Annotated in this window: 25 protein-coding genes and 1 other annotated feature; of the genes, 9 read left to right on the top strand and 16 right to left on the bottom strand. The window is 47.6% G+C overall.

Annotated elements, in window-relative coordinates:
* Window positions 1-103 precede the first annotated feature (103 nt).
* The gene (locus ACNFN4_RS16805) at window positions 104-532 is read right to left on the bottom strand and encodes a cell wall hydrolase (RefSeq protein WP_021495299.1); all 429 of its coding nucleotides are present in this window, start codon (window positions 530-532) and stop codon (window positions 104-106) included.
* Between the two features lie 153 nt (window positions 533-685).
* Between ACNFN4_RS16805 and ACNFN4_RS16800 the strand changes: the two genes are divergently transcribed.
* Window positions 686-1,069, top strand: coding sequence for a DUF2512 family protein (locus tag ACNFN4_RS16800; RefSeq protein ID WP_448200326.1), 384 nt, complete (start codon window positions 686-688; stop codon window positions 1,067-1,069).
* 38 nt (window positions 1,070-1,107) lie between these two features.
* Here the strand turns inward: ACNFN4_RS16800 and ACNFN4_RS16795 are convergent, their stop codons facing one another.
* The 4 genes from ACNFN4_RS16795 to ACNFN4_RS16780 all read right to left on the bottom strand — a co-directional run bounded on the left by ACNFN4_RS16795 (window position 1,108) and on the right by ACNFN4_RS16780 (window position 5,117).
* Window positions 1,108-1,272 (bottom strand): tryptophan RNA-binding attenuator protein inhibitory protein, encoded by a 165-nt coding sequence (locus tag ACNFN4_RS16795; RefSeq protein ID WP_021495300.1) that lies wholly within the window; start codon window positions 1,270-1,272, stop codon window positions 1,108-1,110.
* 88 nt (window positions 1,273-1,360) lie between these two features.
* Window positions 1,361-1,611: a binding site (T-box leader), on the bottom strand.
* Between the two features lie 48 nt (window positions 1,612-1,659).
* Window positions 1,660-2,580, bottom strand: a complete 921-nt coding sequence (locus ACNFN4_RS16790; RefSeq protein WP_095061510.1) for a macrolide 2'-phosphotransferase — start codon at window positions 2,578-2,580, stop codon at window positions 1,660-1,662.
* A 295-nt stretch (window positions 2,581-2,875) separates the two neighbouring features.
* Window positions 2,876-3,823, bottom strand: coding sequence for a DNA-binding domain-containing protein (locus ACNFN4_RS16785; RefSeq protein WP_007409014.1), 948 nt, complete (start codon window positions 3,821-3,823; stop codon window positions 2,876-2,878).
* A 1-nt stretch (window position 3,824) separates the two neighbouring features.
* Window positions 3,825-5,117 carry a sensor histidine kinase gene (locus ACNFN4_RS16780; RefSeq protein WP_021495302.1) on the bottom strand — a complete coding sequence of 431 codons (1,293 nt, stop codon included), beginning with the start codon at window positions 5,115-5,117 and terminating at the stop codon, window positions 3,825-3,827.
* A 243-nt stretch (window positions 5,118-5,360) separates the two neighbouring features.
* On the opposite strand from ACNFN4_RS16780, the gene ACNFN4_RS16775 reads away from it, so the two are divergent.
* The 4 genes from ACNFN4_RS16775 to ACNFN4_RS16760 all read left to right on the top strand — a co-directional run bounded on the left by ACNFN4_RS16775 (window position 5,361) and on the right by ACNFN4_RS16760 (window position 10,385).
* Window positions 5,361-6,344, top strand: a complete 984-nt coding sequence (locus tag ACNFN4_RS16775; RefSeq protein WP_014416818.1) for a glutaminase — start codon at window positions 5,361-5,363, stop codon at window positions 6,342-6,344.
* A 24-nt stretch (window positions 6,345-6,368) separates the two neighbouring features.
* A complete protein-coding gene (locus ACNFN4_RS16770) occupies window positions 6,369-7,805 on the top strand; it encodes an alanine/glycine:cation symporter family protein (protein ID WP_014416817.1) in 1,437 nt (478 codons plus the stop codon).
* A gap of 115 nt (window positions 7,806-7,920) precedes the next feature.
* Window positions 7,921-8,868: a homocysteine S-methyltransferase gene (gene mmuM, locus ACNFN4_RS16765; protein WP_160182350.1), complete on the top strand. Its 948-nt coding sequence runs from the start codon at window positions 7,921-7,923 to the stop codon at window positions 8,866-8,868.
* Window positions 8,869-8,981: 113 nt separating this feature from the next.
* Window positions 8,982-10,385: an amino acid permease gene (locus tag ACNFN4_RS16760; protein ID WP_424938522.1), complete on the top strand. Its 1,404-nt coding sequence runs from the start codon at window positions 8,982-8,984 to the stop codon at window positions 10,383-10,385.
* Window positions 10,386-10,425: 40 nt separating this feature from the next.
* Here ACNFN4_RS16760 and ACNFN4_RS16755 read toward each other — a convergent pair whose 3' ends face one another.
* Window positions 10,426-11,493: a branched-chain amino acid aminotransferase gene (locus ACNFN4_RS16755; protein WP_015239080.1), complete on the bottom strand. Its 1,068-nt coding sequence runs from the start codon at window positions 11,491-11,493 to the stop codon at window positions 10,426-10,428.
* Between the two features lie 370 nt (window positions 11,494-11,863).
* On the opposite strand from ACNFN4_RS16755, the gene gltP reads away from it, so the two are divergent.
* On the top strand, window positions 11,864-13,114 hold the full coding sequence (gltP, locus tag ACNFN4_RS16750) for a glutamate-aspartate/proton symporter GltP (RefSeq protein ID WP_438312562.1): 1,251 nt from the start codon (window positions 11,864-11,866) through the stop codon (window positions 13,112-13,114).
* A gap of 36 nt (window positions 13,115-13,150) precedes the next feature.
* Here gltP and trhO read toward each other — a convergent pair whose 3' ends face one another.
* The 10 genes from trhO to ACNFN4_RS16700 all read right to left on the bottom strand — a co-directional run bounded on the left by trhO (window position 13,151) and on the right by ACNFN4_RS16700 (window position 20,726).
* A complete protein-coding gene (gene trhO, locus ACNFN4_RS16745; RefSeq protein WP_061861803.1) occupies window positions 13,151-14,119 on the bottom strand; it encodes an oxygen-dependent tRNA uridine(34) hydroxylase TrhO in 969 nt (322 codons plus the stop codon).
* A gap of 104 nt (window positions 14,120-14,223) precedes the next feature.
* A complete protein-coding gene (locus tag ACNFN4_RS16740; RefSeq protein WP_007409004.1) occupies window positions 14,224-14,499 on the bottom strand; it encodes a hypothetical protein in 276 nt (91 codons plus the stop codon).
* A gap of 42 nt (window positions 14,500-14,541) precedes the next feature.
* The gene (locus ACNFN4_RS16735) at window positions 14,542-15,357 is read right to left on the bottom strand and encodes a phosphatidylserine decarboxylase (protein WP_095061518.1); all 816 of its coding nucleotides are present in this window, start codon (window positions 15,355-15,357) and stop codon (window positions 14,542-14,544) included.
* Window positions 15,350-15,838: a DedA family protein gene (locus ACNFN4_RS16730; protein ID WP_003156711.1), complete on the bottom strand. Its 489-nt coding sequence runs from the start codon at window positions 15,836-15,838 to the stop codon at window positions 15,350-15,352. The genes ACNFN4_RS16735 and ACNFN4_RS16730 overlap by 8 nt, the downstream gene beginning before the upstream one ends.
* The gene (gene pssA / locus ACNFN4_RS16725) at window positions 15,829-16,362 is read right to left on the bottom strand and encodes a CDP-diacylglycerol--serine O-phosphatidyltransferase (RefSeq protein WP_007409002.1); all 534 of its coding nucleotides are present in this window, start codon (window positions 16,360-16,362) and stop codon (window positions 15,829-15,831) included. The genes ACNFN4_RS16730 and pssA overlap by 10 nt, the downstream gene beginning before the upstream one ends.
* A gap of 481 nt (window positions 16,363-16,843) precedes the next feature.
* Window positions 16,844-17,998 (bottom strand): phosphoribosylglycinamide formyltransferase 2, encoded by a 1,155-nt coding sequence (gene purT, locus ACNFN4_RS16720; protein WP_053285450.1) that lies wholly within the window; start codon window positions 17,996-17,998, stop codon window positions 16,844-16,846.
* Between the two features lie 81 nt (window positions 17,999-18,079).
* Window positions 18,080-19,150, bottom strand: a complete 1,071-nt coding sequence (locus tag ACNFN4_RS16715) for an iron-containing alcohol dehydrogenase family protein (protein ID WP_160216704.1) — start codon at window positions 19,148-19,150, stop codon at window positions 18,080-18,082.
* Window positions 19,151-19,221: 71 nt separating this feature from the next.
* Window positions 19,222-19,692: a helix-turn-helix transcriptional regulator gene (locus ACNFN4_RS16710; protein WP_003156718.1), complete on the bottom strand. Its 471-nt coding sequence runs from the start codon at window positions 19,690-19,692 to the stop codon at window positions 19,222-19,224.
* Between the two features lie 264 nt (window positions 19,693-19,956).
* On the bottom strand, window positions 19,957-20,400 hold the full coding sequence (locus tag ACNFN4_RS16705) for a Ser-Thr-rich GPI-anchored membrane family protein (protein ID WP_061861119.1): 444 nt from the start codon (window positions 20,398-20,400) through the stop codon (window positions 19,957-19,959).
* A gap of 191 nt (window positions 20,401-20,591) precedes the next feature.
* Window positions 20,592-20,726 (bottom strand): hypothetical protein, encoded by a 135-nt coding sequence (locus ACNFN4_RS16700; RefSeq protein WP_021495310.1) that lies wholly within the window; start codon window positions 20,724-20,726, stop codon window positions 20,592-20,594.
* 51 nt (window positions 20,727-20,777) lie between these two features.
* Between ACNFN4_RS16700 and ACNFN4_RS16695 the strand changes: the two genes are divergently transcribed.
* From ACNFN4_RS16695 to hpaB, 3 genes are all read left to right on the top strand, one after another.
* Window positions 20,778-22,985, top strand: a complete 2,208-nt coding sequence (locus ACNFN4_RS16695; protein ID WP_072177562.1) for a glycoside hydrolase domain-containing protein — start codon at window positions 20,778-20,780, stop codon at window positions 22,983-22,985.
* A gap of 71 nt (window positions 22,986-23,056) precedes the next feature.
* A complete protein-coding gene (locus ACNFN4_RS16690; RefSeq protein ID WP_448200325.1) occupies window positions 23,057-23,944 on the top strand; it encodes a hypothetical protein in 888 nt (295 codons plus the stop codon).
* A gap of 150 nt (window positions 23,945-24,094) precedes the next feature.
* A complete protein-coding gene (gene hpaB / locus ACNFN4_RS16685; RefSeq protein ID WP_025284162.1) occupies window positions 24,095-25,540 on the top strand; it encodes a 4-hydroxyphenylacetate 3-monooxygenase, oxygenase component in 1,446 nt (481 codons plus the stop codon).
* Window positions 25,541-25,595 lie beyond the last annotated feature (55 nt).

Below are 25,595 nucleotides of genomic sequence, written 5' to 3'. Positions count from 1 at the left end.
CTGTTTCTTTTTGGCTTGTCATCCGTCAAGCGCACTTTTTTCCTATTTTTCTTCACAAAAAATTAAAAAAACACCGTTCATTCTAAGAACGGTGCCCCCGGGATTAAAATGTATTGTACACGTTTTCGCACGTCTCACCTGTCGGCTGATAGAAGCAGTGGGATCTGAATCTGGCGACAAACGGCTGGCCATACCAAGTCTGCGGGCAGTTGCCCGGCGGCTTAAAATACCACAGGCTGAATTTAGCCGGCCAAAACCGTTCTCCGTTAATCGTCCGGCGGGCAAGCCTCCGCTCAGATTCACGCGGTCTCTGGTAAAAGTATCCGTGAGTCACCGCTTCAAACGCGTGCGGCTGAAACACCATCTGCCTGATGGTGCGCAGGCCTTTAAAATCAGAACAATTCGCCCGCACCCTATTGATTCCCACATTGCCGACCAAAAGCATTCCCTGCTTCCCTTCGCCTTCCGCTTCCGCCCTGAGCAGCCTTGCCATTAGATCGACATCGGCGCTCGACGCTTTTACGACTGCCATCATGACACCTCCCGTATTTTCTCCTTTCATCATATTCAGCAGCGGCCCAGTGATGACAGCCAAAAGCCAGAAAACAAATGTTCACGAAAAAAGGGTTTATATTTCACGTTATGAGGAAACATACTAACATGATTTCCATAAGGAGGAATTCGCATGGAACACATTAAAGCGCTTGCCATTAAAGGCATTATGACCATCATTATTCTGTATCTGATACTCGGCTTAGGTTTTCGCTTTACATTCGGCGACGTGCTGCTGATGACCATTGTGCTGGGGGCCGTTTCCTACTTTACGGGCGACCTGTACGTGCTTCCGAGATGGAATAATATCACGGCGGCGTCCGCTGATTTCGGAATCGCGTTTCTTGTTGTCTGGCTGATGGGAATGCCGCTGTCCATGGGCATTTCCGGAGGAAGACTGGCGTTTGCCGCTCTTATTTCCGCCGTCATCATCGCCGTCGGAGAATATTTTTTCCATATTTATCTGATGAGAAAAGACTTGGGCGGGCCCCGTTTTTTAGAACCCCGGTCCGAATAACGTAAAAAAGGCCGGATAACGGCCTTTTTCGTTTGATTTCACTGATCAATATGCTTTCTGATAAAATGCAGCAGCGTATTTCCTTGAGCGGTCAATATGACGCCCTTCGCGCCGCACTTCGGACAGGGCGTCCCTTCCTGCTCCTGGCCGGTTCCTTCACAATGCGGACACGTGAGCTCAAGATCGTCGGTTGCGATCACCATGAATATCCCTCCTTTTTTGATTGTCTGTCCGTCTCCAGTCACTTTCCATGGCCATCACCTCCTTAACAACACAAAAAAACCCCGTCCATCAAAGGACGAGGTTTTCGCGGTGCCACCTTTATTAACGGCTGAAGAGCCATTCTCTCAAAAAGTACAGAAACACACGGTTTCAATACTCCTTTCTTGATAACGGGGAAAGAATCCCGGCACCGCCTACTGTCATTTCAGCGCAGCAATTCAGAAGCCCATTCGGCACCGGACGGGGATCGGTTCACAGCGGCCACCGACTCTCTGAACCCCGCGCGCTGATGCGTACTTACTCTTCCTCAGCATTGTTCATCCGTTCTTTTATTTTAAAATGTATCATACGCTGTCATCCGGCGGAAGTCAATAACCTTTCGGATCGGACAGGCCGAGCATGTCCCGCGCCATTTGCATATGCTCCTCTTGCCCCGTCTGAAGCGCGAATTTCGCCGTTTCCACGGGATAAGCGGCCTGCCATTCTGTCACATGCTCCTGCATTTTCGGCCAGACGCGCCCGCCTTCAGCTTCGTAGCTCTTCATCAGCCGTTTTGTTTCTTTTTCTCCTAATATCACTTGATAAAGGACAAAATCCTTGGCCGGATCGGCAACCTTTGCCTCCGTCCAATCGAGGAGACCCGTCACACGCTGATTTTCGCCGATCAAAATATGCGGAGGATGCAAGTCGCCATGGATCAGCGCGGAAAAATCAGGCCAGTACGAACTGTCATTTATCCACGTTTGCCATCTTTTCCAAAGCGGCTCTGAGACCCCGATTTCTTTTTTTATGTGATCCATTGATTCCGCCGCCCTTTGCCTGACGTCATCCGGTTTTATGATTTCAATTCCGGATCTGGAGGCCGCATCCGGGTCTGCCCCGTGCAGCTCGGCTAATGCCGCGGCAAGCGAGCCGACAAAACCGTCTGAAGGCGGCTCGTGTTCCATATTCCAGACATACTGTTTCTTATCCAGATCAATTGCGGCAGCTGGTATTCCGTCCAGTTTCGGATAAGCGATCAGTTCCGGTGTATGAATCCGCCAATCGGGCACTGCTACCGCGGCATGGCTGCGGAGAAACGCGAGAACGCCGCTTTCTGCAGCCGCTCTTTCGATAACATCGGGACGGCGCGGCTTTCGGAGCACCCATGTCATGCCGCTGTCATCTTCAGCAAATACGACTTGGAAGTCCATACCCGTTTCATTTATGTCCGCCCCTTCATACTTTAACCGTAAGCCATTTTCCTTTGCGATGTTCAGAACGGTTTCTATTTCCCTTTGTTTTGTCATTTCGTTTCCCCATTTCCCTTATTTACTGACACAGAGCTTCGCCTGAGGCGGGGGAGAAAGAGATATGTGAAGACGCCAAAAAGAGGGCGGCATAATCGCCGCCCCCTCACTATTACTTCAGGTTCCTTTATTCAGGCAGACAATCCCGGTTTCCTCCGCGCTCAAGGCAGAGACATTGACACTATTTTATTAGTGCGAAAACCGGATTTTGACTTGCCATCAGGACCCCTCCGTTCTTTCTTAGTTAACATTATTTTACACAAAAACCCTATATATGTACACCCTATTTATCAGCTTACCGGCTGCCTCCGCTGACAAATTTTGATCCTTCGCGTAAATCTTTCGCCTCCAAAAAGAAGACGTGAATGAATTTTTTCATATTCACTTTAACCGGAGAAAGCGGCACGGTTTCCTTAGCCTGCATTTCTTTCATTCTCTTGCTGACAGCGGGGAAATCAAAGAATTTCGAGGCGTAATATTCAAATTTGGGGTTTGAAAAATCAGTTGTGCCCAATGAAGCGAAATGGTTTAACGAATGAATGACGGCCCTTCTGATCCGCTGTTCCGAGGCTTTGATTTCTCTGTTAACCTCGGCTTGTGCCGCCGCAGGCCCCAGCTTCCGGATGGCGACGTTTGTAAACATCTGCTTTAAAGACGGGATGTTTCTTTCCGCCTGTTCATCCTCAAATAAATAGTGAAGGACGGCCATGAGGTCATGCGCCCCGCTTTCTCCCACGATGCCTAATTCCGATAAAAGAAATTTTCCTGTTTCTTTGATTGATTTCTCGTGCATCCCCCCCGGTCCGCTTTTTTTCGGCTCATTCCGCTGAATAAGACGGCTTAACGAGTGTTGGATGTCGCCGATCGAGGTTTCCAGTTCAATCCGCTCTTTTACTTTTCGCAAAACGGTGACGATCTCGATTTTGTTGATCGGTTTGTGGATAAAGTATTCGATGCCGAGAGAATAAGCTTCTCCCACCATTTCCTTTGCCTCCACCTGCGATATCATCACCGCTTTTCCGTTGTACGATCCCTGAAGATGCCGGATCGTCTCAATCCCGTCCCGACCCGGCATCAGCAGATCAATTAATAAAATATCGACTTGTTTAAAATGGAGATAATGCCCTTCAATCTGGCTTCCGTCCTCTGCCTCACCGACGACTTCGCCTAAGTCCTCGTCCTCGATCATCTGTTTTAAAATGGAACGGATCGCCCGGTCATCATCAGCTATAAAAAAACGCATATTATGAGTTCATCCTTTCTGCAATCAAATGCTTCACCGGCAGTTTAATCGTAAATATGACGCCTTTTGGCTTGTTATGAAAGGAAATGTCTCCGTCAAGTTCAGTTACGATTTCCTTCACGTAAGTAAGCCCGATGCCCGTTGAAGGTGTGCCGAATTCATCGTATTTGGACGTAAACCCGGGATCATAAACGACCTCTCCGATTTTTTCCGGAATGCCGGGACCGTCATCTTCCGCCTCAAATTCGGCCATCTCCCCCTCCGCCCTGCGCAGCGCGAGGCGGATCTCACCCCTGTCTCCCATGGCTTCGACGGCATTGGCGGTCAGATTATTTAAGATCGACAGGACGGTAAAGACGTGATAATCGGGATGTTCTCCTTCAATCACGCTCCGGAATTGAATGTCCTTGCCTAAAGATTCGGCGTATTTTTCATTGATTCGGATGACGATGCCGACCAGAGCGGCGGCATTCATGTAATCCCGGAATCTCTCATTGGAAATCAGCTTCGACAGGCCGGCGAATATTCGCTGATTGTCTTTTTTCACTTCATGAATTTCTCCCGCAAGGCGCAGCATTCGGCTCCCGAGCTCCCGGTCGTTCCCGCTCATTTCCCGATATAGCTGATAGGATTCTTTCGTCACATGCTCCGTCGTTTTCAGCGTTTTTTTCAAATGAATCGTTTCTTCATATAAGTTAGACACAATCATCAGCATGTGCTCATGCTGCTTTCTCGTTTGTTTTTCCCTGACCTGAGATTCGTGCAGCTTCATCACGTTGAAAAAACTCAGCACAATAAATGTGTGAGAAACAGCGATAACCGCAATATCCGCCAGCTTGTCCGGCATCATAATCTGCCGGCCGCCGGAAAACTGAACCGTCATTTCAACGGCATCGGACGCAATTTCAATGAGAAAACCGAGAAACCCGATCATCAGCGGCCGATCCCAAAAAAGCCTGACCTTCAGCACATAAAACAAGCAGGCATATGTAAAGTAAAAAAAGAAACTGGGATATTGGCTGAAAAAAGCCTCCGTAAAGCCGGCATGCTCTCCTCCCCAGCACGCCAGGCCGATCCGGAAGGCCACAACGGCTGCACCTGTCAACAGCCCTGACAATACTGCCGGCACATGCCGAAGCAGCAGCAGAAAAAAGAAAAAAGCCGGGGCGCCGAAGCTGATCCGATATACCTCATTCAGGGGGTAAAATTTCAGTTCCCCCGCCAGCGGCACGGTGATCAGCATAAGGGCGAAAAGATAGCCGTCTTTTTTCAGTAAATAGTCGAGCCTGATCATAATCACTTCCTTCTTCTGTCTATTTTGAACAAGACCGATACAGTCCGCAAATTTCTTTAGACCCGAATGGCGGGACACTCCGGCTGATTTATAAATCTATCGGCTTATTTTAAGAATGATTTTGTCGTATTTTGTATGATTCTGTAGATGTCATTATACATTAACATGGAACACGCTATTTTTGAAAACGTTTTCCAAGACCGGTTTCCGCTTCGGACAGGCTTGCAATAGAGGAGGAATGTTATGAAAGATATGGTCAGAGAGCGCCTTGAAAAAGAGGAACTGGCTTCACTTTTACAAGATTGGGTCGAGCATTACCGACCGTTTTCCGTCAATGGAAAAAGCGCAAATTATATACCCGCCCTCGGAGAAATCAACGACTCTCAGCTGGGCATTTGCATATTAGAGCCGGATGGCTCAATGATTCATGCCGGTGAATGGAATGTCCCGTTCACATTGCAGAGCATCTCAAAAGTCATCAGCTTTATTGCCGCCTGCATGAACAGAGGCATTTCTTACGTGCTGGATCGTGTGGACGTGGAACCGACGGGTGATGCGTTTAATTCTATCATCCGGCTTGAAATCCATAAACCCGGGAAGCCCTTCAACCCGATGATCAATGCCGGCGCCATTACCGTCGCCTCGCTGCTTCCGGGTGAAACGGCGCATGATAAATTAGAATATCTCTTTTCCGTTTTTGAAAAATTAATAGGAAAACGGCCTCACGTTCACGAGGAGGTCTTCCGTTCTGAATGGCAGACCGCGCATCGGAACCGAGCGCTCGCCTACTATTTAAAAGAAACGAACTTTCTCGAAGCGGATGTGGAAGAAACGCTTGAAGTCTATTTAAAGCAGTGCGCCATGGAGGGTACAACCGAGGACATCGCTTTAATCGGATTGATACTTGCGCATGACGGCTACCATCCGATCCGACGGGAACAGGTCATTCCGAAAGATGTCGCGAAACTCGCCAAAGCCCTGATGCTGACGTGCGGGATGTACAATGCGTCAGGCAAATATGCGGCTTTCGTCGGCGTCCCCGCCAAAAGCGGGGTATCCGGCGGCATTATGGCATTGGTTCCCCCAAGCGCCAGAAGAGAACAGCCTTTTCATAACGGCTGCGGCATCGGCATTTACGGTCCGGCCATTGATGAATACGGCAACAGCCTGACCGGCGGCATGCTGCTGAAACATATCGCACAGGAGTGGGAGCTCAGTATTTTTTAATCAAACGAACCAAGAGGTGATTGGATGCAGGAATTCCTTGAAAATGTAATCGGCTCGGCAAATGATTTTTTATGGTCAAAACTGTTAATCGTACTGCTTCTTTCTCTGGGACTGTTTTTTACATTCAGATCAAAGGGTCTGCAAGTCCGCATGCTGAAGGAAATGATCCGGGTTTTGAAGGAAGGCGCGGCCGCCCGGACAAAAAACAGCATTTCCCCGTTTCAGGCATTTTGCATCAGTATGGCGGCGCGTGTCGGAACCGGGAATATTACCGGAATCGCCATTGCGATCGCACTCGGCGGTCCGGGCGCTATTTTCTGGATGTGGATTATCGCAGTCATCGGTTCGGCTTCAAGCTTTGTTGAAAGCACGCTGGCCCAAATTTATAAAGTAAAAGATCAAAACGGATTCCGCGGGGGCCCGGCCTATTACATGGAAAAGGGCCTGAAGAAACGCTGGATGGGCGCGCTGTTCGCCGTATTAATCACACTGTCATTCGGGGTTGTTTTTAATTCCGTTCAATCCAATACGATCAGCGTCGCCTTTCAAAACGCGTTCGGCACCAGCCGGCTTTCATTGGGCATTATGTTAATCTTGGTTTTCGGCGGCGTAATCTTCGGCGGCGTCAAACGAATTGCGAAAATGGCGGAATACATCGTAGTCGTTTTGGCCGTTTTATATATCGGTGTCGCTTTCTTTGTCATTCTGACGAACATCACCCAATTGCCCGGCGTTCTGTCCCTAATCGTAAAAAATGCGTTCGGCATTGATCAAGCAGCGGGCGGCGCTTTAGGTGCGGCCTTGATGCAAGGTGTAAGACGCGGGATTTTCTCAAATGAAGCGGGTATGGGAAGCGCTCCGAACGCGGCGGCGACAGCTACGACGAGCCACCCGGTGAAACAGGGGCTCATTCAGGCATTCGGCGTCCTGACGGATACGCTTGTCATTTGTACAAGCACGGCGCTTATCATTTTATTTTCAGACGCTTATCAGCAGCCGGGACTGAGCGGCATCGCGCTTTCTCAGGCCGCCTTGAGCGACCATGTCGGCGCGTGGGCGTCAGGTTTCCTTGCCGTCTTAATGCTTTTGTTCGGCTTCAGCGCTCTGATGGGCAACTATTATTACGGTGAAACCAATATCGGATTTTTAAGCCAGAACAAAAAATGGCTGTTCATTTACCGCATCTGCGTGCTCGGAATGGTACTGTTCGGCTGTATTTCCAAAGTCCAGCTTGTGTGGGATATGGCTGACTTGTTCATGGGCTTAATGGTGGTCGTGAACTTAATCGCGATTTTCCTTCTGTCGAAAAAAGCGTTTGCCGCTTTGAGCGATTATGTCCGGCAAAAGAAAGCCGGAAAGGACCCCGTCTTTTACAGAGATGTGCTCCCTGATGATGATGGGATCGAATGCTGGGAGTATTCAGACATCGCGAAAAGTGCGAAAGGCAAACACATTTCCTAAACAAAAGGTGTTCGGGCAGCGTCCTGAACACCTTTTTTCTGCCGGTTCATTGACAAAGAGAAAAGCGTCCATTACCCTTTTTATATATTTTCAGTAAAGTCAGAAAGGAAGGCCTATGAATCCCATTACACAAATATTAAATGAATACCCGGTGATGATCATAGACGGCGCGATGGCAACCGAGCTTGAGCGGATGGGCTGTGATTTACATGACGATCTGTGGTCGGCCAAAATTCTTTTGGAGAGACCAGAACTGATCAAACAGGTGCATGCAGAATATTTTGCCGCCGGCGCTGATTGCGCGATCACCGCCAGTTATCAATCGACAATCGAAGGATTTGCAGCGCGCGGCATCCCGGAAACCGATGCGATACGTCTCATTCAGACATCTGTTGAACTTGCCGCACAAGCACGCGATGAATTTTGGGCGCATGAAGAAAACCGTTTACACCGGCCCAAACCTTTGGTCGCCGCTTCTATCGGACCTTACGGCGCGAGCCTCGCTGACGGCTCAGAATATCGCGGGCATTACGGACTGACGGAGGATGAGCTGATCAGCTTTCACCGCCCCCGGATGAAAGCCCTCATAGAATCCGGCGCCGATCTTTTGGCCTGCGAGACCATTCCGTGCCTGTCAGAAGCAAAAGCGATCACAAGGCTGCTGGAGGAATTCCCCGGCACTTATGCATGGATCAGCTTCAGCGCCAAAGACGGACGGCATATCAGCGAAGACACGCCTATTTCCGAATGCGCGGCCCTGCTTGACTCCTGCAGCCAAATCGCAGCGATCGGCATCAACTGCACACCGATCGAACATATTCCGCAGCTGGTACAAGAAATCAAACGGGCAACGTCCAAACCGATTATCGCCTATCCGAACTCCGGCGAACAATATGACCCAGTGACAAAAACCTGGAAAGGCGCAGCGTGCGAAAACCATTTCGGAAAAAGCGCGCAAAGCTGGTACGAAAACGGCGTGAGCCTGATCGGAGGCTGCTGCCGGACGAAACCTGCGGACATTCAGGCCATTGCCGATTGGGCCAAGACCTTAAAAACAACTTGACTAATCGGAATAGTTTGTATATTCTATTCAAAAAGCCGGTTCGCCGGAATCTCGTGCCGTTCGCCGGCATGAGATTTTTTATTAGAACGGCCCTCGCAGAAAGTTGGAAAACAATGAACAACAAGAACGAGACGAATTTTCAGAGAAGTATGAAAAGCAGACACCTCTTTATGCTATCACTCGGAGGTGTGATCGGAACGGGGCTGTTTTTAAGCTCTGGGTATACCATTCATCAGGCGGGTCCGGCGGGCACCATTTTCGCTTACCTTTTGGGCGCGGGCATCGTCTATCTTGTCATGCTTTGCCTCGGCGAACTGTCAGTGGCCATGCCGGTGACGGGCGCATTCCACACCTATGCGAAAACCTATATCGGGCCGGCGACGGGCTTTACGGTCGCATGGCTGTACTGGCTGACGTGGGCGGTGGCGCTGGGCTCTGAATTCACGGCGGCCGGGCTTTTCATGCAGCGCTGGTTCCCGCATACTTCAGTTTGGATGTGGAGTGCGGTATTCGCTCTTCTCATCTTTTTATTAAACGCCTTCTCCGTGAAATTTTTTGCTGAATCGGAGTTTTGGTTCTCAAGCATTAAAGTCTTAGCCATCTTACTGTTTATTTTATTGGGCGGAGCGGCGATGTTCGGCATCGTCCCGATGAAAAGCGGTGAGGCCGCACCTATGCTGTCGAACTTTACGGATGGCGGCAGCCTTTTTCCAAATGGCTTTTTCCCGATACTGATGACGATGCTTTCAGTAAACTTCGCTTTTTCAGGGACGGAATTGATCGGAATCGCCGCAGGGGAAAGCGCCGATCCGGAAAAAACCGTTCCGCGCGCCATTAAAACCACAGTCTGGCGGCTGGCGCTTTTCTTTATCGGAACGATTTTTGTGCTGTCAGGGATGATCTCCATCAAGGAAGCCGGTGTGATTGAAAGCCCGTTCGTCACGGTATTTGACAGAGTCGGCGTGCCTTATGCGGCCGATCTGATGAATTTCGTCATTTTAACAGCGCTTCTGTCTGCAGCCAATTCAGGGCTGTACGCGTCATCACGTATGCTGTGGTCCCTGTCTAAAGAAGGGGAGCTTCATCCCGCCTTTGCCAGACTGACTTCTAGAGGCATTCCTTTTAACGCTCTGATCTTCAGTATGATCGGCGGCATTCTGTCGTTGTTGTCAAGCGTACTTGCAGCGGATACAGTCTATCTTGTTCTCGTCTCCGTCTCAGGATTTGCGGTAGTGGCTGTGTGGATGAGCATCGCCGCATCGCAATTTTTGTTCAGAAGACGGTTTCTTACAGAAGGGCACCAGCTTTCAGACTTGAAATACAGGACGCCGGGATATCCGGCCGTACCGATAGCGGCCTTTCTCCTGTGCCTCGCCTCCTGTATCGGCATCGCTTTTGATCCGAACCAGGCCATCGCCCTTTATTGCGGGATTGCATTTATGGCCGTTTGCTACAGCGCTTATTACTTGAAAAACCGGAAAAGCAGAGCCCGCGTGCAAGCCGTAAAATCCCAATAACCAAAAAAAGAACCCTGCAGCGCAAGGGTTCTTTTTTCATTTATACTTCAACCACCCATCTGAACGAATCCCGCACCTTCCCGACTTGGATGCCGGCAATCGTTTCATAGAGCCTTTCTGACACTTCACCGATCAAACCGTTATTCAGCTCAATCGTTTCTCCGTGAATGTGCAGCGCGCCGACCGGCGAGATGACGGCCGCGGTTCCCGTACCGAATACCTCTGACACCTCGCCTCTCATCGCAGCCTCATAGATGTCATCAATGGCGACCTGTTCTTCCCTGACACGGATGCCCCAGCTTTTTAACAGCTCTATCACAGATGCGCGTGTGATGCCCCCGAGAATGCTTCCGTTTAATGACGGCGTTACGGCCTCTCCGTTTATGATGAAAAAGATATTCATACTTCCTACCTCTTCGGCATATTTCTTTTCCACCCCGTCGAGCCAAAGCACCTGATCATACCCCAGTTCTTCGGCTTTCCGCTGAGCCTGTAAGCTGGCCGCATAATTTCCGGACGTTTTGACGTCGCCCACTCCGCCGGTGACGGCACGCACATACTCATCCTCCACATAAATACGGATCGGTTTCAGCTGATCGCCGTAGTACGAACCGACAGGCGTCAGAACAACCATGAACTTGTAACGCTTTGAAGGCCGGACGCCTAAAGAAGGCTCAGTCGCAATCACAAACGGTCGGATATATAAAGAGGTTCCTTTTTCTATCGGTATCCATTCCTGCTCCAGCTCCACCAATTGTATCAATGCTTCCAGCGCCAGCTTCTCGTCAAGAGGCGGCATGCTCATCCGCCGTAACGATTTATTCAGCCGTTTTATATTTTGGTCAGGACGGAACATCAACACCCGGCCGTCTTCTGACCTGTAAGCCTTCAGCCCTTCAAATACGGCCTGCCCGTAATGGAAAACCGATGCGGAAGGGTCAAGGCGGACCGGTTCATAAGGGGTGATTCTCGGATCATGCCAGCCTCTCTCCTCTTCGTAATCCATGACAAACATGTAATCAGTAAAGTACTTGCCAAATCCCAATGAAGCGGAATCCGGTTTTTCTTTTCTTGCTGTGACCTTACGTCTTTCAATCAGTTGATTCAACAAAAGCACACCTTTCTTGTAATTGTTTAAATTTTCAGTCTTTTATAAGCTGCCTGTTTTCTCTGTCCCGAATCTTGTATGCACAGATATATGAGAATGCAGTTGACCGTATCATATCAAATATACCACTTATAAGAGGATAATTATCACAATTTTTGATATTTTCAAGCGAAAATCTAACTTTATTTTATTCTCCTTCATTTTTTTCAATGCGGACTTTCTGTCATATTAAATGATTGCGCTTACATAATGTAAAGCAATCCTTTCTTTCGCACAGTCAATAATGTGACAAATTTATGGCGGATAGGAAGGTGGTTGCCGCCTGCTTCACGAATTACGTATGAAATGCGCAAGTAAAAGGGGGATTCGCTTGAAAAAATTTATCGCATTCCAGATTTTGATCGCTTTAGCCATCGGAGCATTGATCGGCCATTTCTTCCCGGATTTCGGGATGGCGCTGCGGCCCGTCGGAGACGGATTTATCCGCCTGATTAAAATGATTGTCGTGCCGATCGTGTTTTCGACCATTGTCATCGGAGCCGCCGGCAGCGGCAGTATGAAAAAAATGGGCAGTCTCGGCATCAAAACGATTATTTGGTTCGAAGTGATTACGACGCTTGTTCTGGCGCTCGGTCTGTTATTGGCGAACGTGCTGAAGCCGGGAGTCGGACTTAACCTCTCTCATCTTGCTAAAAAAGATATTCACGAGCTTTCCGGCTATACGGAAAAAGTAGTCGACCTGAAACAAATGCTTCTTGATATTATCCCCGTTAACATCATTGACGTCATGGCGAAAAACGATCTTCTCGCCGTCATTTTTTTCGCGATTTTATTCGGTGTTGCCGCAGCCGGCATCGGCAAAGCCTCCGCACCTGTCATGAGTTTCTTCGAATCCACGGCAAATATTATGTTCAAACTGACGCAGATGGTGATGGTCACCGCTCCGATCGGCGTTCTCGCCCTGATGGCCGCCTCCGTCGGGCAATTCGGAATCGCGCTTTTGCTTCCGATGCTGAAGCTGATCGGCACTGTGTTCCTCGGGCTGTTCCTGATACTCTTCGTTCTGTTTCCGATCGTGGGGCTTATCTTTAAAATCAAGTACTTTGAAGTGCTGAAAATGATTTGGGATCTGTTTTTGATCGCTTTCTCCACGACAAGCACAGAAACCATTCTGCCTCAGCTGATGGATCGGATGGAAAAATACGGCTGTCCGAAGCGGGTCGTCTCCTTTGTGGTTCCGTCAGGTTTATCGCTGAACTGTGACGGCTCAAGCCTCTATTTATCGGTGTCCTGTATTTTCCTGGCGCAGGCGTTTCATGTGGAAATGCCGCTTTCTCAGCAGCTTCTGATGATGCTTGTCCTCGTGATGACAAGCAAAGGCATTGCCGCCGTCCCGTCAGGCTCACTCGTCGTGCTTCTGGCGACAGCGAATGCCGTCGGTCTCCCCGCGGAAGGTGTCGCCATCATTGCCGGTGTCGACCGCGTCATGGACATGGCGCGGACCGGCGTCAACGTGCCCGGCCATGCGGTCGCCTGCATCGTCGTGTCCAAGTGGGAAAAAGCATTCAAATATAAAGGACCCATCACTGCAGACCAGACCGCCCGGACAGAAAGTATATAAACACAAAAAAGACCACCTCATTGGTGGTCTTTTCTATTAATCAATCGCCGCATGATCCTCTTTTTCAATCAAAGCAAGGCGTTCATTGATTTCTTCCTGAGTCATTTCGTGCTCTTTCACATACATGTTGCGTTCGTTCGTACGGCATTCGTGACTGCAGCTGCGCATGTATTTGTATTCATTCTCAGGTGTGCAGATCATTTTTTTATTACATGCCGGATTTGCGCAGTTCACATAACGCTCGCACGGCTCGCCCGTGAAATAATCTTTTCCGATGATAACGTGCTCTACGCGGTTGACCGGTACGCTGATTCTTTCGTCAAACACGTAGCACTGTCCGTCCCACAGCTGCCCTTGCACTTCAGGATCTTTACCGTAAGTGACGATACCGCCGTCAAGCTGGGACACGTCTTCAAAGCCCTTTTTCAGCAGCCAGCCGGAAAATTTTTCACAGCGTACACCGCCTGTGCAGTACGTGAGGATTTTTTTGCCTTCAAGCATGTCTTTGTGCTCTTCAATCCAGTCCGGCAGCTCACGGAACGCCTCAATATCAGGTCTGACCGCTCCGCGGAAATGACCGAGATCATACTCATAGTCGTTTCTGGCGTCGATCACGATCGTGTCAGGGTCCTGCATTTGCTCATAAAAATCTTTCGGTTTCAAATGCTTGCCCGTCGTGACATTCGGATCAACATCATCTTCGAGACGAAGCGTCACCAATTCTTTTTTATGGCGCACAAACATTTTGCGGAATGCATGTCCGTCAGCCTCGTCAATTTTGATCGGCATGTCGGCAAAGCGCGGATCAGCTTTCAGCGCATTCATGTATTGATCCGTCTGTTCAACCGTTCCGGACACCGTACCGTTAATGCCTTCCTCAGAAATCAAAATACGGCCTAACAGACCGAGCTCCTTACAAAACTTCAAATGCTGAGCCGTGAACTCCTCAGGCTCATCAATCTTTACATATTTATAATAAAGTAAAACTCTATATTGTTTTTCCATGATTTATACACCCTGTTCAATTATATTAATGATCGCACACTCTACTATATCATACAGGAAAACGGGCGAAAGATGAACATTTCCGTCCGTACTCTTTCTTCCAGTCACGCTTCGCCTTTTAAAACCTGCTGAAAATAAAACCGATACGTATTGCGCAAAAAGGTCTCAAGCGAAAGGCCGGCCGCGGTCTGATACTTGCCGATAATAAACGGAAAACGGTCACGGCCTTTTGCCCGCAGAAGATCGGCGCTGTCTTCAGCCAGTTCTGAGATGAGCGCCTCAACGACAGGCCGGCATGCGTCCCGCACGGCTTCAAGAATTTGCTGATCGCCTGTATGCTGGTACTGTTCTATCAGCTTTGCCAAATCCTTTTCTTCCATAATGTTCACTTCCTTACACCATATAAAAAAGAGGAGCAGCTTTTATAAAGCGGAAGCCTCCTCCTGTGACTCCGCATAACCGATGATCTGGCCGACCTGTAATTCACGGCCTTCAGTCAGGTTATCCGAAGGGGTAAACATATCTTTCTCGAATACTAAAATAACGGTCGATCCAAATGAAAAATAGCCCAGCTCTTCCCCCGTCTCAAGCCTGTTTCCGGTGTTTGTCTGAACGATCGAGTTAATATTCATCGCACCTACCGGAATCATGAGCATCTGCTGATCAGCACGGGTCAGCTCGTACACATAACGGTAATTTTTTGAGAGCACATCTTTCCCGTACTTTAACCCCATCGTATTAACGGGATAGGAGCGTTTCCCCAGCTCGGCCAGCTTCTGATACGTGCAGCTGACGGGAGAATGGAAGCGGTGGTAATGTCTCGGGCTAAGGTAAAGCACGGCAAAACACCCGCCGTTATACTTGTGATCGGCGCTTTTAAACCCCGTCAGTTCGGCGAACGAGTAATCCTTCCCTTTTACCATGAAAGTTTGATTGGGATTAATCATGCCCACCGTCTGAACGACGCCGTCCACCGGGCTGACGATGGCGTTCTTCTCTTTTGCCACGGGGCGGAGATTCAAATTAATATCACGAATGAAAAATGACGCCAGTGAATCAAAGTCAGAAGCCGTGCGTTCCGTTTCATTCCAATTGATGCGATAGTGTCTGGAAAACAGCGGAATCATCGGCTTGCTCAATTTCGATTCACAGAAGTTTTTAATGAGATAAGACGTCAATCGATTATTAGTCAGTTCAATCAATGAACGGTAAAGAACTTTAGCGGCAGTATTAAACATTGATTACTCCTATGAATTTTCCTATAGTAATAAAAATAAAACACCATAAAAACGCTCCGATGGCGGCGAAGCATAAGTAGGTTTTGAATTCCATTCTGCCGATTCCGGAAAAGTAGCAGGTCACGTGTCTGATGCCGGGGATGAAATAACCTAAAATAATGGTGTACGGCCCGTACTTCTTCATCCACCTGTCTACTTTCTCCATCCTCTTTTCCTTCAGGCCGACCCATTTCCCGAACTTATTAATAAACGGCCGGCCGGCTTTTCTGCCGATGAAGTAGCTGATAATCATCCCAAGGAGCGCTCCGATAAAGCTGATCAGAATGGAGAGCCCGTAATTCAGCACGTTTAAATGAGCGAAGTAGCCCACAAGCGTCATCATGACTTCATCCGGAATAGGCAATCCGATAATACCGAGTGTCAGCATAAGAAAAATTGCGATATATCCGTAATCGGATATTAATTGCTGTACTAATTCCATCTTCTGCTCTCCAGGTTTTCAGGCGCCTGTTTTTTAAAGTGCGGAAATTTAATGTTGCTGACCATTAAATAACCGAGCGCGATCGTTCCCGCCCCCAGAAGAAAAGCGTTATTGATAAAGCTCAAAATGACAAGACACATACCCGCAAACGGAATCGGCATCCCGATAAACGTCGGCAGCTTGCTTTGTTCAATATTAAATCTGGAAAGACGGATCATCCCGCAGATGCTGTAGGAAAGCGCGATTAAAATTCCGATGAACGGAATCGTATATAGTGAAACACTGTAAGCGAGCATGGACGGCGCTACGCCGAACGTCACGAGATCAGCAAAGGAGTCAAGCTCTCTTCCCATCTCCGATACCGCGTTCAGCTTACGGGCGGCCAAACCGTCAAAGAAATCAAGAAACATCCCGGTGAAAATAAAGATCACCGCAGAGTGTATATTATGATACAAAAGGGAATGAATCGATAAGAGCCCGCAAATAAAATTTCCAATTGTAATCATACTAGGTATATAATTCACAGTTTACACAAACCTCCAATTAAAACCATATCAAATCGGACTGCGTATGAATAAAGAATTCATTTTACGGAAACATAAAATGGAATTCTTTCAATGCTATCATTCAAATTCTTTTATTATACAGCATTTGGTGTTATTTGAACAATCTAATCTGGTGTTTTTTGTTTTTTCGCCGTTCATATTAAGGTAAGCAATCATGGTTTCCTCTATTCCGGATTACCCTGCTTAAATATTCCATGCCGCGATCCGGATTGTCCGTTCTTGATGAATGAAAAGCCGTATGATGTATTGTTATTTCCTTCTCAGTGAAATGAGAACATTACATATAACGATTGCGGACATAAAAAGTTTCAAGAGTTGAAAAGTCTGACTGATACAAAGCGGCCCATACATTATCTCACAACCCCGTTTTCCAGTATATAGTCTGTCCAAACAAAAAAGGCGCCTTACCATTACGGTAAAAACGCCTTTTAAGATCATTTTATGTAATTGATAAATGACTGAGTGCTTCGGCCGCTCTTTCTCTGGCCTCTTCAACGGTCCCGGCTGCAGAAAGCGCAACCGCCATACGGCGTCCAACTTTCGTGACGGGTTTACCGAATACGCGGACCTGAGTGCTTTTTACCGCCAAAGCCTTCTCCAAACCTTCAACCGCATAATCAGCAAGCTCTTTTGGCGCCTTCAGCGGACGGCTTGCCCCCGGCGACAGCTGAGTGATTTCCGGAATCGGGAATCCCAATACCGCGCGGACATGCAGCGCAAACTCCGACAAATTTTGCGTCACAAGCGTAACGAGTCCCGTATCATGCGGACGGGGAGACACCTCGCTGAAATATACTTTATCTTCAGTAAGGAAAAGCTCCACCCCGAACAAACCGTATCCGCCGAGCTCGTCCGTAATGCTTTTCGCAATGTGTTTCGCCTCTTCAATCTGCTGTTCCGTCATATGATGAGGCTGCCATGATTCAATATAGTCACCGTCTTTTTGTTCATGTCCGATCGGCGCGCAAAAGGACGTACCGTTCGCCGCGCGCACTGTCAGAAGAGTGATTTCTGATTCAAACGGAATGAATTCCTCAACGATGACCCGGCCGTTTTTCACCCGGCCGCCTTCCATCGCCATGTCCCAGCAGCTTTTCAGCCCGGAAGCCGAGCGGCACACGCTTTGCCCTTTTCCGGAAGAGCTCATCAGCGGCTTTACCACGCACGGAAAGCCGATTGTTTCCGCCGCTTCTTTAAATTCTTCATATGTATTCGCGAATTCATAGCCGGCAGTCGGAAGATGAAGCGTCTCTGCCGCAAGCCGTCTGATGCCTTCACGGTCCATCGTCAGCTTTGCCGCACGCGCATTCGGAATGACGTGAAAACCTTCTTCCTCAAGCTGCAGCAGCTCATCCGTCGCAATGGCTTCCACTTCCGGCACGATCAAGTCCGGTTTTTCTTTCTCAATGACTTCTCTGACCTGCGCTTTATCAAGCATATCAATCACATAGCTTTTGTGCGCGGCCTGCATGGCGGGAGCATGCTCATAGCTGTCAACGGCTACAGTGACAACCCCGAGCCGCTGCGCTTCAATGACGACTTCTTTCCCCAGCTCGCCTGATCCTAATAACAACATCTTCTTCGCCTGATACATGTCCTTTGGCCCCTCCCTTTCTATACCCCACTCATTATAACGGAAATATTCAAAAAATAAAGACAAGATAGATGACAAGCTCTATCCTGTCTTTTGCGCTGATTCGAGCGATTCAATCGCAGCTGACACGTCCTTCTCGCGATATTGCCCCATTAAACATAACGATTCTTCCGCCCGGCAGGCGTGAGAAGCAATACGGCGCTTGGCTTCCTCATGGTTGTCAAGGATGCCGAGATCACAGAGGCTGACAGGGAAACCGAGCCGGCGGTAAAACGGAAGCAGCTCCTCAATCTCAGGTCTCCGATTCTCGAGCGCGAGCTGCACCAATATGCCGTAAGCAACCTTCTGGCCATGCAGCACCTGATGTGTCTCCTGGAGAAAACTGAGTCCGTTGTGGACCGCATGCGCCCCTGCCATCCTGCACAAACGGCCGCCATACCCGCCGACCGTTCCCGCAAGCATAATGATCGTTTCCGCCGTATGGATGAACGGCACGGACAGCTCGCCTTTCTCCATGCTTCCGACGGCCGCTTCACTGTAACGCAATAACAGATTACGGATATATTCCGCCTGTCTCAGCCCCGCCTGCGCCATCAGCGGCGCCGCCTCCTCCGTATTTCTGATGACCGCCTCAGCCTCATACCATTTCGCCAGCGTATCACCGATCCCGCTTTTCATATATTCAATGGGAGAGGAAAGTAAAAACAGCGGATCAACAAGCGTCAAATAGCTTGAACGCTTATGATAATCCACTCTGATAAAATTGCCGCTCTCATCATACATGACACTTAACGGCGTACTTGCCGCACACGTCCCCGCAATGGAAGGAACCATCACAGCCTCTATATCAAGCCGGTCTGCCGCCGCTTTTGCCAAATCCAAAATCGTGCCGCCTCCGATACCGATGATCACATCCGCGTCTTCCGCCTGCTCACAGACCTTACGCACCGCCTCAGGTGAACAGTATCCTTTATGCTGAATCACATCCCAGGAAGAACCGCCGCTGTAATCGGAGAACGCCTGATAGGATTTGATTCCGGCCACAATAACGGGTTTTCTGAATGTCTCCAGCAGCCCCGGAAGTTCTTTTGCGATTCCTTCCTTGCATATGTACTGATTCGGGCCGCTTCGGACGATATCTTCAGGCTTCATTCGAATCTCTCCTTTGGCTGGAATTTATATATATTTTCCCACTTGTCAGAAAATACATCAACCGGAGGTGCTCAGCGCTTCGCTTCTTCCGCCTCCAAAAACAGCTCATCAAGCCGTTCTAAAGCCTCTGCCTTTTCAAAACTGCTGAACCACAGATCATCATAGGAATCAAGGATGCGGTAATGGTGGGAAATCAAATGCTGCTGCAAGCGGAACTCGCCTTTTTTCTCGATGGCTTTCCACCACACCTTGCCGCCCATCGTCTTCCCCTTCGGCCTGTCAATTGTGCGGTGAGCAACCGTTTCAATGACCTCCAGCGGATCATCTCCTAATACGGATTGCAGTGTTTCACTTGATCTGAAAAGCGCGCAAACCGCCACAACGTGCGGCCATTCCGCAAGCGCCCGCCCTTTCTCAATCTGCACCAGCGACTTTTTAGAAAGGCCGATCACATCCGCCATTTTCTCCTGTGTGTAGCCTCTCTCCGACCGGATTTTCTTCAGCTGGACTGAGACAAGCTCAGTCATATAATCTTGATCCATCTCAACCTCCATATTTATCAATATAGCCATTTTACACCGCGGCACGCCTTTTTTATATCAGAACATTTTCAAACGAATCAAAAGAACCCGGGATTTGGCTTATCATTGAAGCGATGTACCTTTCCGCATAATCCAGAATGATGCGGTGAATACAAACGTACGCCCGAAGAGACAGGTGCGGGCTCCCTGGCGGTTGAGCTCCGGAGAAAATAAAAAGCTGCCGCAGCTGCAGCAGCTAAAACTTTATAGACCGGAAAATCGGCATTATGAAGCGAATACAATCCATCTTGCACTATAATTGACACGTTTTTTCGAACCCTGATTGACCATTTTAAATCTGTATGAATCCCCTTTTTTTAACGAAGGTGTTTCAAAATAAGTCGTTCCATTTTTCTTTGCATTGGCGGTTTTGATTGTTTTCCAGGCACCTTTGCCGTTGACTTGCTTTTGGACGTATATTTTATACGTACCCTTCCCTTTACTGTTGGATTTAAAAGTCACGGCTCTCAAGCTGTACTTTTTTGTCGTTTTAGTGAATTTAGGGTGATATGTATTGATCACATAGTTAGTGAAATACCCGCTTTTATAAGTATGAAGCCAGTCTTTAGCCTCTGCTTTTTGCGGAGAAGAAAAAGCCATAAAACCAATTCCGCTGATTAAAAGAGTAAAAATAATGATGAGCGACTTAAAAATCTTTTTGCTTTTCATCGAGAAAATCCTTCCTTCCTGTAACTATTTACCCTATTTATGTTAATGACAATATAGCCAATCATAAATCCGTCCAACTAACCATTTTGACCGCAGGAAGAGATGTGAACAGTCCTTAAAATGACTATATGACTACTACTTATGATTCTTGTTATTTTTGATTAAGTGATAAAGTTACTTTAAACCGCTATTCATTTTGTTGTTTTTGTATCAATTGTCATAGCGAGGTCTTTTCCTATCAATGCCTCTTTCGGCGTTTGTGCTGCGGCTGTATGATGGGGCTGTCCCTGCTTGAACAAACTCATAAACCCATGACAAGCTGTCATACGTTTGCCACCTATGAATGAACGCACACTACACGTAATGGAGGGATTGCAATGGACGAAATGGTCCTGGAAACACAACAATGGCTGAATGAGACGTACAAAGGCAGACACGGGTACAACAAGGTGCCGGAAAATGGAAAAACGGGCTGGGATACCATTTACGGTCTGACACGGGCGCTTCAAATTGAGCTTGGTATTTCAGAACCTGCCGATAACTTCGGACCGACGACACAAAGATTGTTTAAACCGTTGAAAAAGCAGGCTCCCGATTCTAAGCCGACAAACATGAATTACATTCTGCAAGGGGCGCTGTGGTGTAAAGGTTTTAACCCCGGCGGATTTTCAGGCGTTTTCTATGAAAATACCGAAAGCGCTGTAAAAGAGTTTCAAAAAGCGGCCGGGCTCACTAAGCAAGACGGCATCGTCACGGCACTCATTATGAAAGCCTTGCTGGATATGAGCGCTTTTCGGTTAGTAGAGGGAGGCGACAAAAGAATCCGCCAAATCCAGCAGAACCTGAACCGGGATTACAATGACTACATCGGCTTGATGCCTTGTGACGGCTTATATGCCCGCGGTACAAACAAGGCTCTCATTTATGCTCTGCAAAAAGAAGAAGGCATGAGCACAAGCGTCGCCAATGGATTTTTCGGGAACGGAACGACCAGCTTATGCCCTACCTTGACTCCCGGCGATTCACGGACAGGCTTTGTTTTGATTGTTCAATACGCGCTTTACTGTAATGGGGAAGCGTTTGATCCCGGTGAATTCGACGGGAAATACGGCGTCGGAGTTGTATCGGCAGTGAAAGCTTTCCAAAAGTTTATGTGCCTGCCGCAGACTGGTTATGCGGACATGCCGACGATTAAAGCTTTATTATCAAGCTCAGGCGACACAACCCGTGCTGCTTCAGCTTGTGACACCGCTGCCATTTTGACGGCAGATACGGCTAAAACTTTGCGTGAGAATGGCTATAAGATCGTGGGAAGATATCTGACCGGGAATGTGCGGACAAGCAGCGGACTGACATCGAAAGCGTTAACGAAAAAAGAACTTTCCACGATTTTCAATGCCGGCTTAAGCGTGTTTCCGATTTATCAGGACGGCGGCTATGAATCTTCTTATTTTGTAAAAGACCAAGGAACGAGAGATGCGTACAGCGCTGCATCAGCCGCCCGAAGATTAGGCTTTCCGTCAGGAACGACCATTTACTTTGCCGTCGATTTCGATGCGTATGATTATGAAGTCACAGATAAAATCATCCCTTACTTTCAAGAAATCAAGTCAGCTTTTATGAAAATGCAGGCGTTCTCAACTGCGCCGAAATATGAAATCGGGGTATACGGACCGAGAAACATTTGTATCCGGACGTCAGAAGCAGGTCTGACCAAATATAGCTTTACGGCTAACATGTCGACCGGATTCAGCGGCAACCTCGGATACCCGATGCCGAAAAACTGGGCTTTTGATCAATTTTATGAAGGAACGATCGGAAGCGGAGCGGGAAAAGTCGCCATTGACAAAGACGGATACTCCGGAAAAGACTCGGGTGCAAGCAGCGTCCATCCGCCTTCTGATCCTGTGTATGATGCAAGATTAAACACATTAACCAATATCCTGTCAACAATTCCAGATTTAGAGAATGCATCCGGTCTTGCCAATATGATGTTCGAATTCGGTACAACCGAAACCATTTTAGCCTCTCCAACTTTAGATATCTTATTGTCTACTTCAATTCTGTATACGATCCCAAGTGAGGGGTCTGCTAATACAATGACAATAACGAATGGAAAGCCCGGCGCTTATGTTACTGGTTTACTGGGAGATACACAAACAATACTTACGGCTTCAGACATCCGTTCTTATCAAAATTTATTAGACAATCTGAGCCTATCTGTAAGAAACGGTTATCTGGAAATGGCAGTGACCCCATCTGCTCAATCATTAGATGTTTCAATTAAAATCTATACACCTGACATTCCAGTTGCCGATGGGTCCACAACTGGACTTACGACCATGTTTACGTTTAGAATTAAAACGTATAAAGGTGTACCGGTTTCAGCTGCAGAAAGTGAATTAGCGAAGGACTGGGATCTTCTCCCTTCAGGCCTCGTTATTGTTGCAGGCCTGTCTGCTTTCTATTTTACCTCTAAAATCCTTACAGTTGAAAAACCGACTGGGGATAAAACTGTAGAAACGGTAACTGAATTTGCCGTATTTTTGTTAGCTCTTTACGCTTATATGACTGATCTCTACTAATCAAAGAAAAACTGCATGAATATCTCATTCATGCAGTTTTATTCCTATTATTTTTTTGGAGGTTTCACTCATTGAATGAAAATCAATCTGCATTTAACACAGCAAAGCAAACCGCACAAAGATTGTTAAAATGTAAGAATGAACAAGAAATGATGGACTTTTTAGCTGAACAGGATGTACATACGCTCAGTCTTTTAAAGTACTATTACTCTGCTCCGGCTCTTCCTTTTCAAATGCTCATGAAGATTGCTTTTTGCTGTATAGTGATGGCGTTGATCTTCACTTCATTCTTGTTTATTCAAGTCAAAACACTCATACCTATTCCCATTTTATCTGATCTGTTGCCGGCAGTGTTTTCACTGTTTACAATCGGATGTATTGTCGCGTTTTATATGTTTTTTTCGCGCGAAAAGAAAGACCGGTTACCTGACAGCCGCTTAAGAAGAAACACTTACTCCTTCCGGGTTATAAATATGATAAATACAAATCTGGAAAAGAAATATCGTACACTGGCTTCTTTAGCGGGCGGTAAACAAAGTGATGATACACTCGAAGAAAGCATGAAGCAGATTAGCTCTTGTAAAAATGATGAAGAACTGATGAAATGTCTTGAAGAACAAGAAACTGAGAAGTTATTCAAGCTGAAAAATCAGTTTTCCAAACCTGACTCCTCATTATTTGATTTTATGAAATGGATTTTTATCGGAAGCGTTATTGCTATGTTTCTGACTGCACTTTTCTCAGGTCAAGTCAGCTATGTTCATGTTCCCCGCCTGCTTCCGTATCTCCTGCTTTTTTTATTCGCCAGGGGCTTAATATATCTAATAAAACTGCTGAAACTGTACCAAAAAGGGCCTTTGCACTCCATTCCTCACTTTACAAAGAACGCTGAAAACACCCGTATCACCGGAATGATAGACTTTGTCCTCGAACAACGATACAAAGACATGATCAGTTAAAAACCCCTCTGCTTAAGGGGTTTTTTTATGATGCAATCCCTTCACCCCCCTTATCAAAAAAGGCTCTTCCCCTTTGGAAATAACCGGAACACCCAATTTCGTTTTCAATATAATGAGGTAGTGGATCTGCAAAGAAAGAAGGGCGACATGATGGGTATCATTAATGGCAAAATGTTCATTGACCGATTAAATCAGCTTGGAAATGAGATTTGGCTTGATGGTGAGAAGATCGAGGGACAGATTTCTGAACATCCCGCATTTAAGGGCCTTCTGGAAACGAAGCGCTCTCTTTATGATTTGCAAACGAAACCGGACATGAAAGATCAAATGACTTACAGTCTTCCCGGTAAAAAAGAACGGGCCGGGCTTTCATACCTGCAGCCGAAAACGAAAGAAGACGTAAAAAGAAGAAGAAACATGTTCGAACATTGGGCCAGACACACGCACGGAATGATGGGACGAAGCCCGGATTATATGAATACCGTGCTGATGAGCTTCGCCTCCTCCGCCGCGCTTTTGAAAGACCGCGATCATTGTTTTCCGGAACATGTTCAAGCGCTGTACGAACGCGCTGCTGCTCAGGATCTTTCTTTTACGCACACGTTTATCACCCCTCAGGTGAATCGTTCACAAATGGGTGTAAACGTATCGCCGACACCTATCTCGGCAAAAGTCGTCGATAAAAATGAAAAAGGCCTCATCATACACGGCGCCCGGATTTTAGCCACACAAGGCGGCCTGACGGATGAAGTGCTCGTGGTTTCTCTGCCTAAAATGTATTTTGAATCGGATGAAGCGTTCGCTTTTTCAATCCCTTCCAATACAAAGGGAGTAAAATTCATCTGCAGGGAATCTTTCGTACTCGGAAAATCATCGTTTGATTATCCGCTCAGCTCAAGATATGAAGAAATGGATTCTATCGTTGTATTTGATCACGTTTTGGTCCCTTGGGAACGCGTATTTTTTTATAATAATTACGAGGCGGCTTTTGATTTTAATATGAAAAGTTCTTTTAACGCCTTCGCATTTCATCAAGTTATCACGAGACAAATTGTAAAGACGGAGTTTCTCCTGGGCCTCGCCCAAACGCTTGTCGAAGCGATAGATGTGGGCGAATATCAGCATATTCAGGCTAAGATGGCTGAAATCATCACCGGTCTGGAAACGATGAAAGCCCTTCTGGAAAAGTCGGAGAATGATGCGGAAACAGATGAATGGGGTTATATGCGTCCGAGTGTCACTCCGCTTCGTGTGGTCAGCGCGATTTTTCCCGACATCTACCCGCGCTTCACGGAAATCATTCAGCTGATCGGGGCAAGCGGAATGGTGACTTTGCCGACTGAAAAAGCGTTCCGTTCTGACATCAGAGGAGACCTTGACCAATATTTGCAGGCGGCCGAATTGAACGCCGAAGACCGGGTAAAAGTGTTCCGCCTCGCATGGGATTTGACCATGAGCCCCTTCGGAACAAGACAGACACAATATGAGCGGTACTTCTTCGGTGACCCCGTCCGCTTAACCAGCCATCTGTACAGAAGCTATCCGAAAGAAGAACAGACCGCGGTCATCAAGGAATTCCTGCACATTCATAAATAAAACAAAGCAGAGAGCGCATCTCTGCTTATGATAGCTGGATCGGCTGCCGCCGATC

Source organism: Bacillus sp. N1(2025) (assembly GCF_053470005.1).
Note: the sequence above shows the minus strand (reverse complement) of the source record. Positions and strands in the feature narration are given on the sequence as shown.

Excerpts from the sequence above, each read along its gene's own strand:
- ACNFN4_RS16805 (WP_021495299.1), bottom strand. The coding sequence starts at position 532 with ATGGCAGTCGTAAAAGCGTCGAGCGCCGATGTCGATCTAATGGCAAGG.
- ACNFN4_RS16800 (WP_448200326.1), top strand. The coding sequence starts at position 686 with ATGGAACACATTAAAGCGCTTGCCATTAAAGGCATTATGACCATCATT.
- ACNFN4_RS16795 (WP_021495300.1), bottom strand. The coding sequence starts at position 1,272 with ATGGTGATCGCAACCGACGATCTTGAGCTCACGTGTCCGCATTGTGAA.
- ACNFN4_RS16790 (WP_095061510.1), bottom strand. The coding sequence starts at position 2,580 with ATGACAAAACAAAGGGAAATAGAAACCGTTCTGAACATCGCAAAGGAA.
- ACNFN4_RS16785 (WP_007409014.1), bottom strand. The coding sequence starts at position 3,823 with ATGCGTTTTTTTATAGCTGATGATGACCGGGCGATCCGTTCCATTTTA.
- ACNFN4_RS16780 (WP_021495302.1), bottom strand. The coding sequence starts at position 5,117 with ATGATCAGGCTCGACTATTTACTGAAAAAAGACGGCTATCTTTTCGCC.
- ACNFN4_RS16775 (WP_014416818.1), top strand. The coding sequence starts at position 5,361 with ATGAAAGATATGGTCAGAGAGCGCCTTGAAAAAGAGGAACTGGCTTCA.
- ACNFN4_RS16770 (WP_014416817.1), top strand. The coding sequence starts at position 6,369 with ATGCAGGAATTCCTTGAAAATGTAATCGGCTCGGCAAATGATTTTTTA.
- mmuM (WP_160182350.1), top strand. The coding sequence starts at position 7,921 with ATGAATCCCATTACACAAATATTAAATGAATACCCGGTGATGATCATA.
- ACNFN4_RS16760 (WP_424938522.1), top strand. The coding sequence starts at position 8,982 with ATGAACAACAAGAACGAGACGAATTTTCAGAGAAGTATGAAAAGCAGA.
- trhO (WP_061861803.1), bottom strand. The coding sequence starts at position 14,119 with ATGGAAAAACAATATAGAGTTTTACTTTATTATAAATATGTAAAGATT.
- ACNFN4_RS16740 (WP_007409004.1), bottom strand. The coding sequence starts at position 14,499 with ATGGAAGAAAAGGATTTGGCAAAGCTGATAGAACAGTACCAGCATACA.
- ACNFN4_RS16735 (WP_095061518.1), bottom strand. The coding sequence starts at position 15,357 with ATGTTTAATACTGCCGCTAAAGTTCTTTACCGTTCATTGATTGAACTG.
- ACNFN4_RS16730 (WP_003156711.1), bottom strand. The coding sequence starts at position 15,838 with ATGGAATTAGTACAGCAATTAATATCCGATTACGGATATATCGCAATT.
- purT (WP_053285450.1), bottom strand. The coding sequence starts at position 17,998 with ATGTATCAGGCGAAGAAGATGTTGTTATTAGGATCAGGCGAGCTGGGG.
- ACNFN4_RS16715 (WP_160216704.1), bottom strand. The coding sequence starts at position 19,150 with ATGAAGCCTGAAGATATCGTCCGAAGCGGCCCGAATCAGTACATATGC.
- ACNFN4_RS16710 (WP_003156718.1), bottom strand. The coding sequence starts at position 19,692 with ATGGATCAAGATTATATGACTGAGCTTGTCTCAGTCCAGCTGAAGAAA.
- ACNFN4_RS16705 (WP_061861119.1), bottom strand. The coding sequence starts at position 20,400 with ATGAAAAGCAAAAAGATTTTTAAGTCGCTCATCATTATTTTTACTCTT.
- ACNFN4_RS16700 (WP_021495310.1), bottom strand. The coding sequence starts at position 20,726 with ATGACAGCTTGTCATGGGTTTATGAGTTTGTTCAAGCAGGGACAGCCC.
- ACNFN4_RS16695 (WP_072177562.1), top strand. The coding sequence starts at position 20,778 with ATGGACGAAATGGTCCTGGAAACACAACAATGGCTGAATGAGACGTAC.
- hpaB (WP_025284162.1), top strand. The coding sequence starts at position 24,095 with ATGGGTATCATTAATGGCAAAATGTTCATTGACCGATTAAATCAGCTT.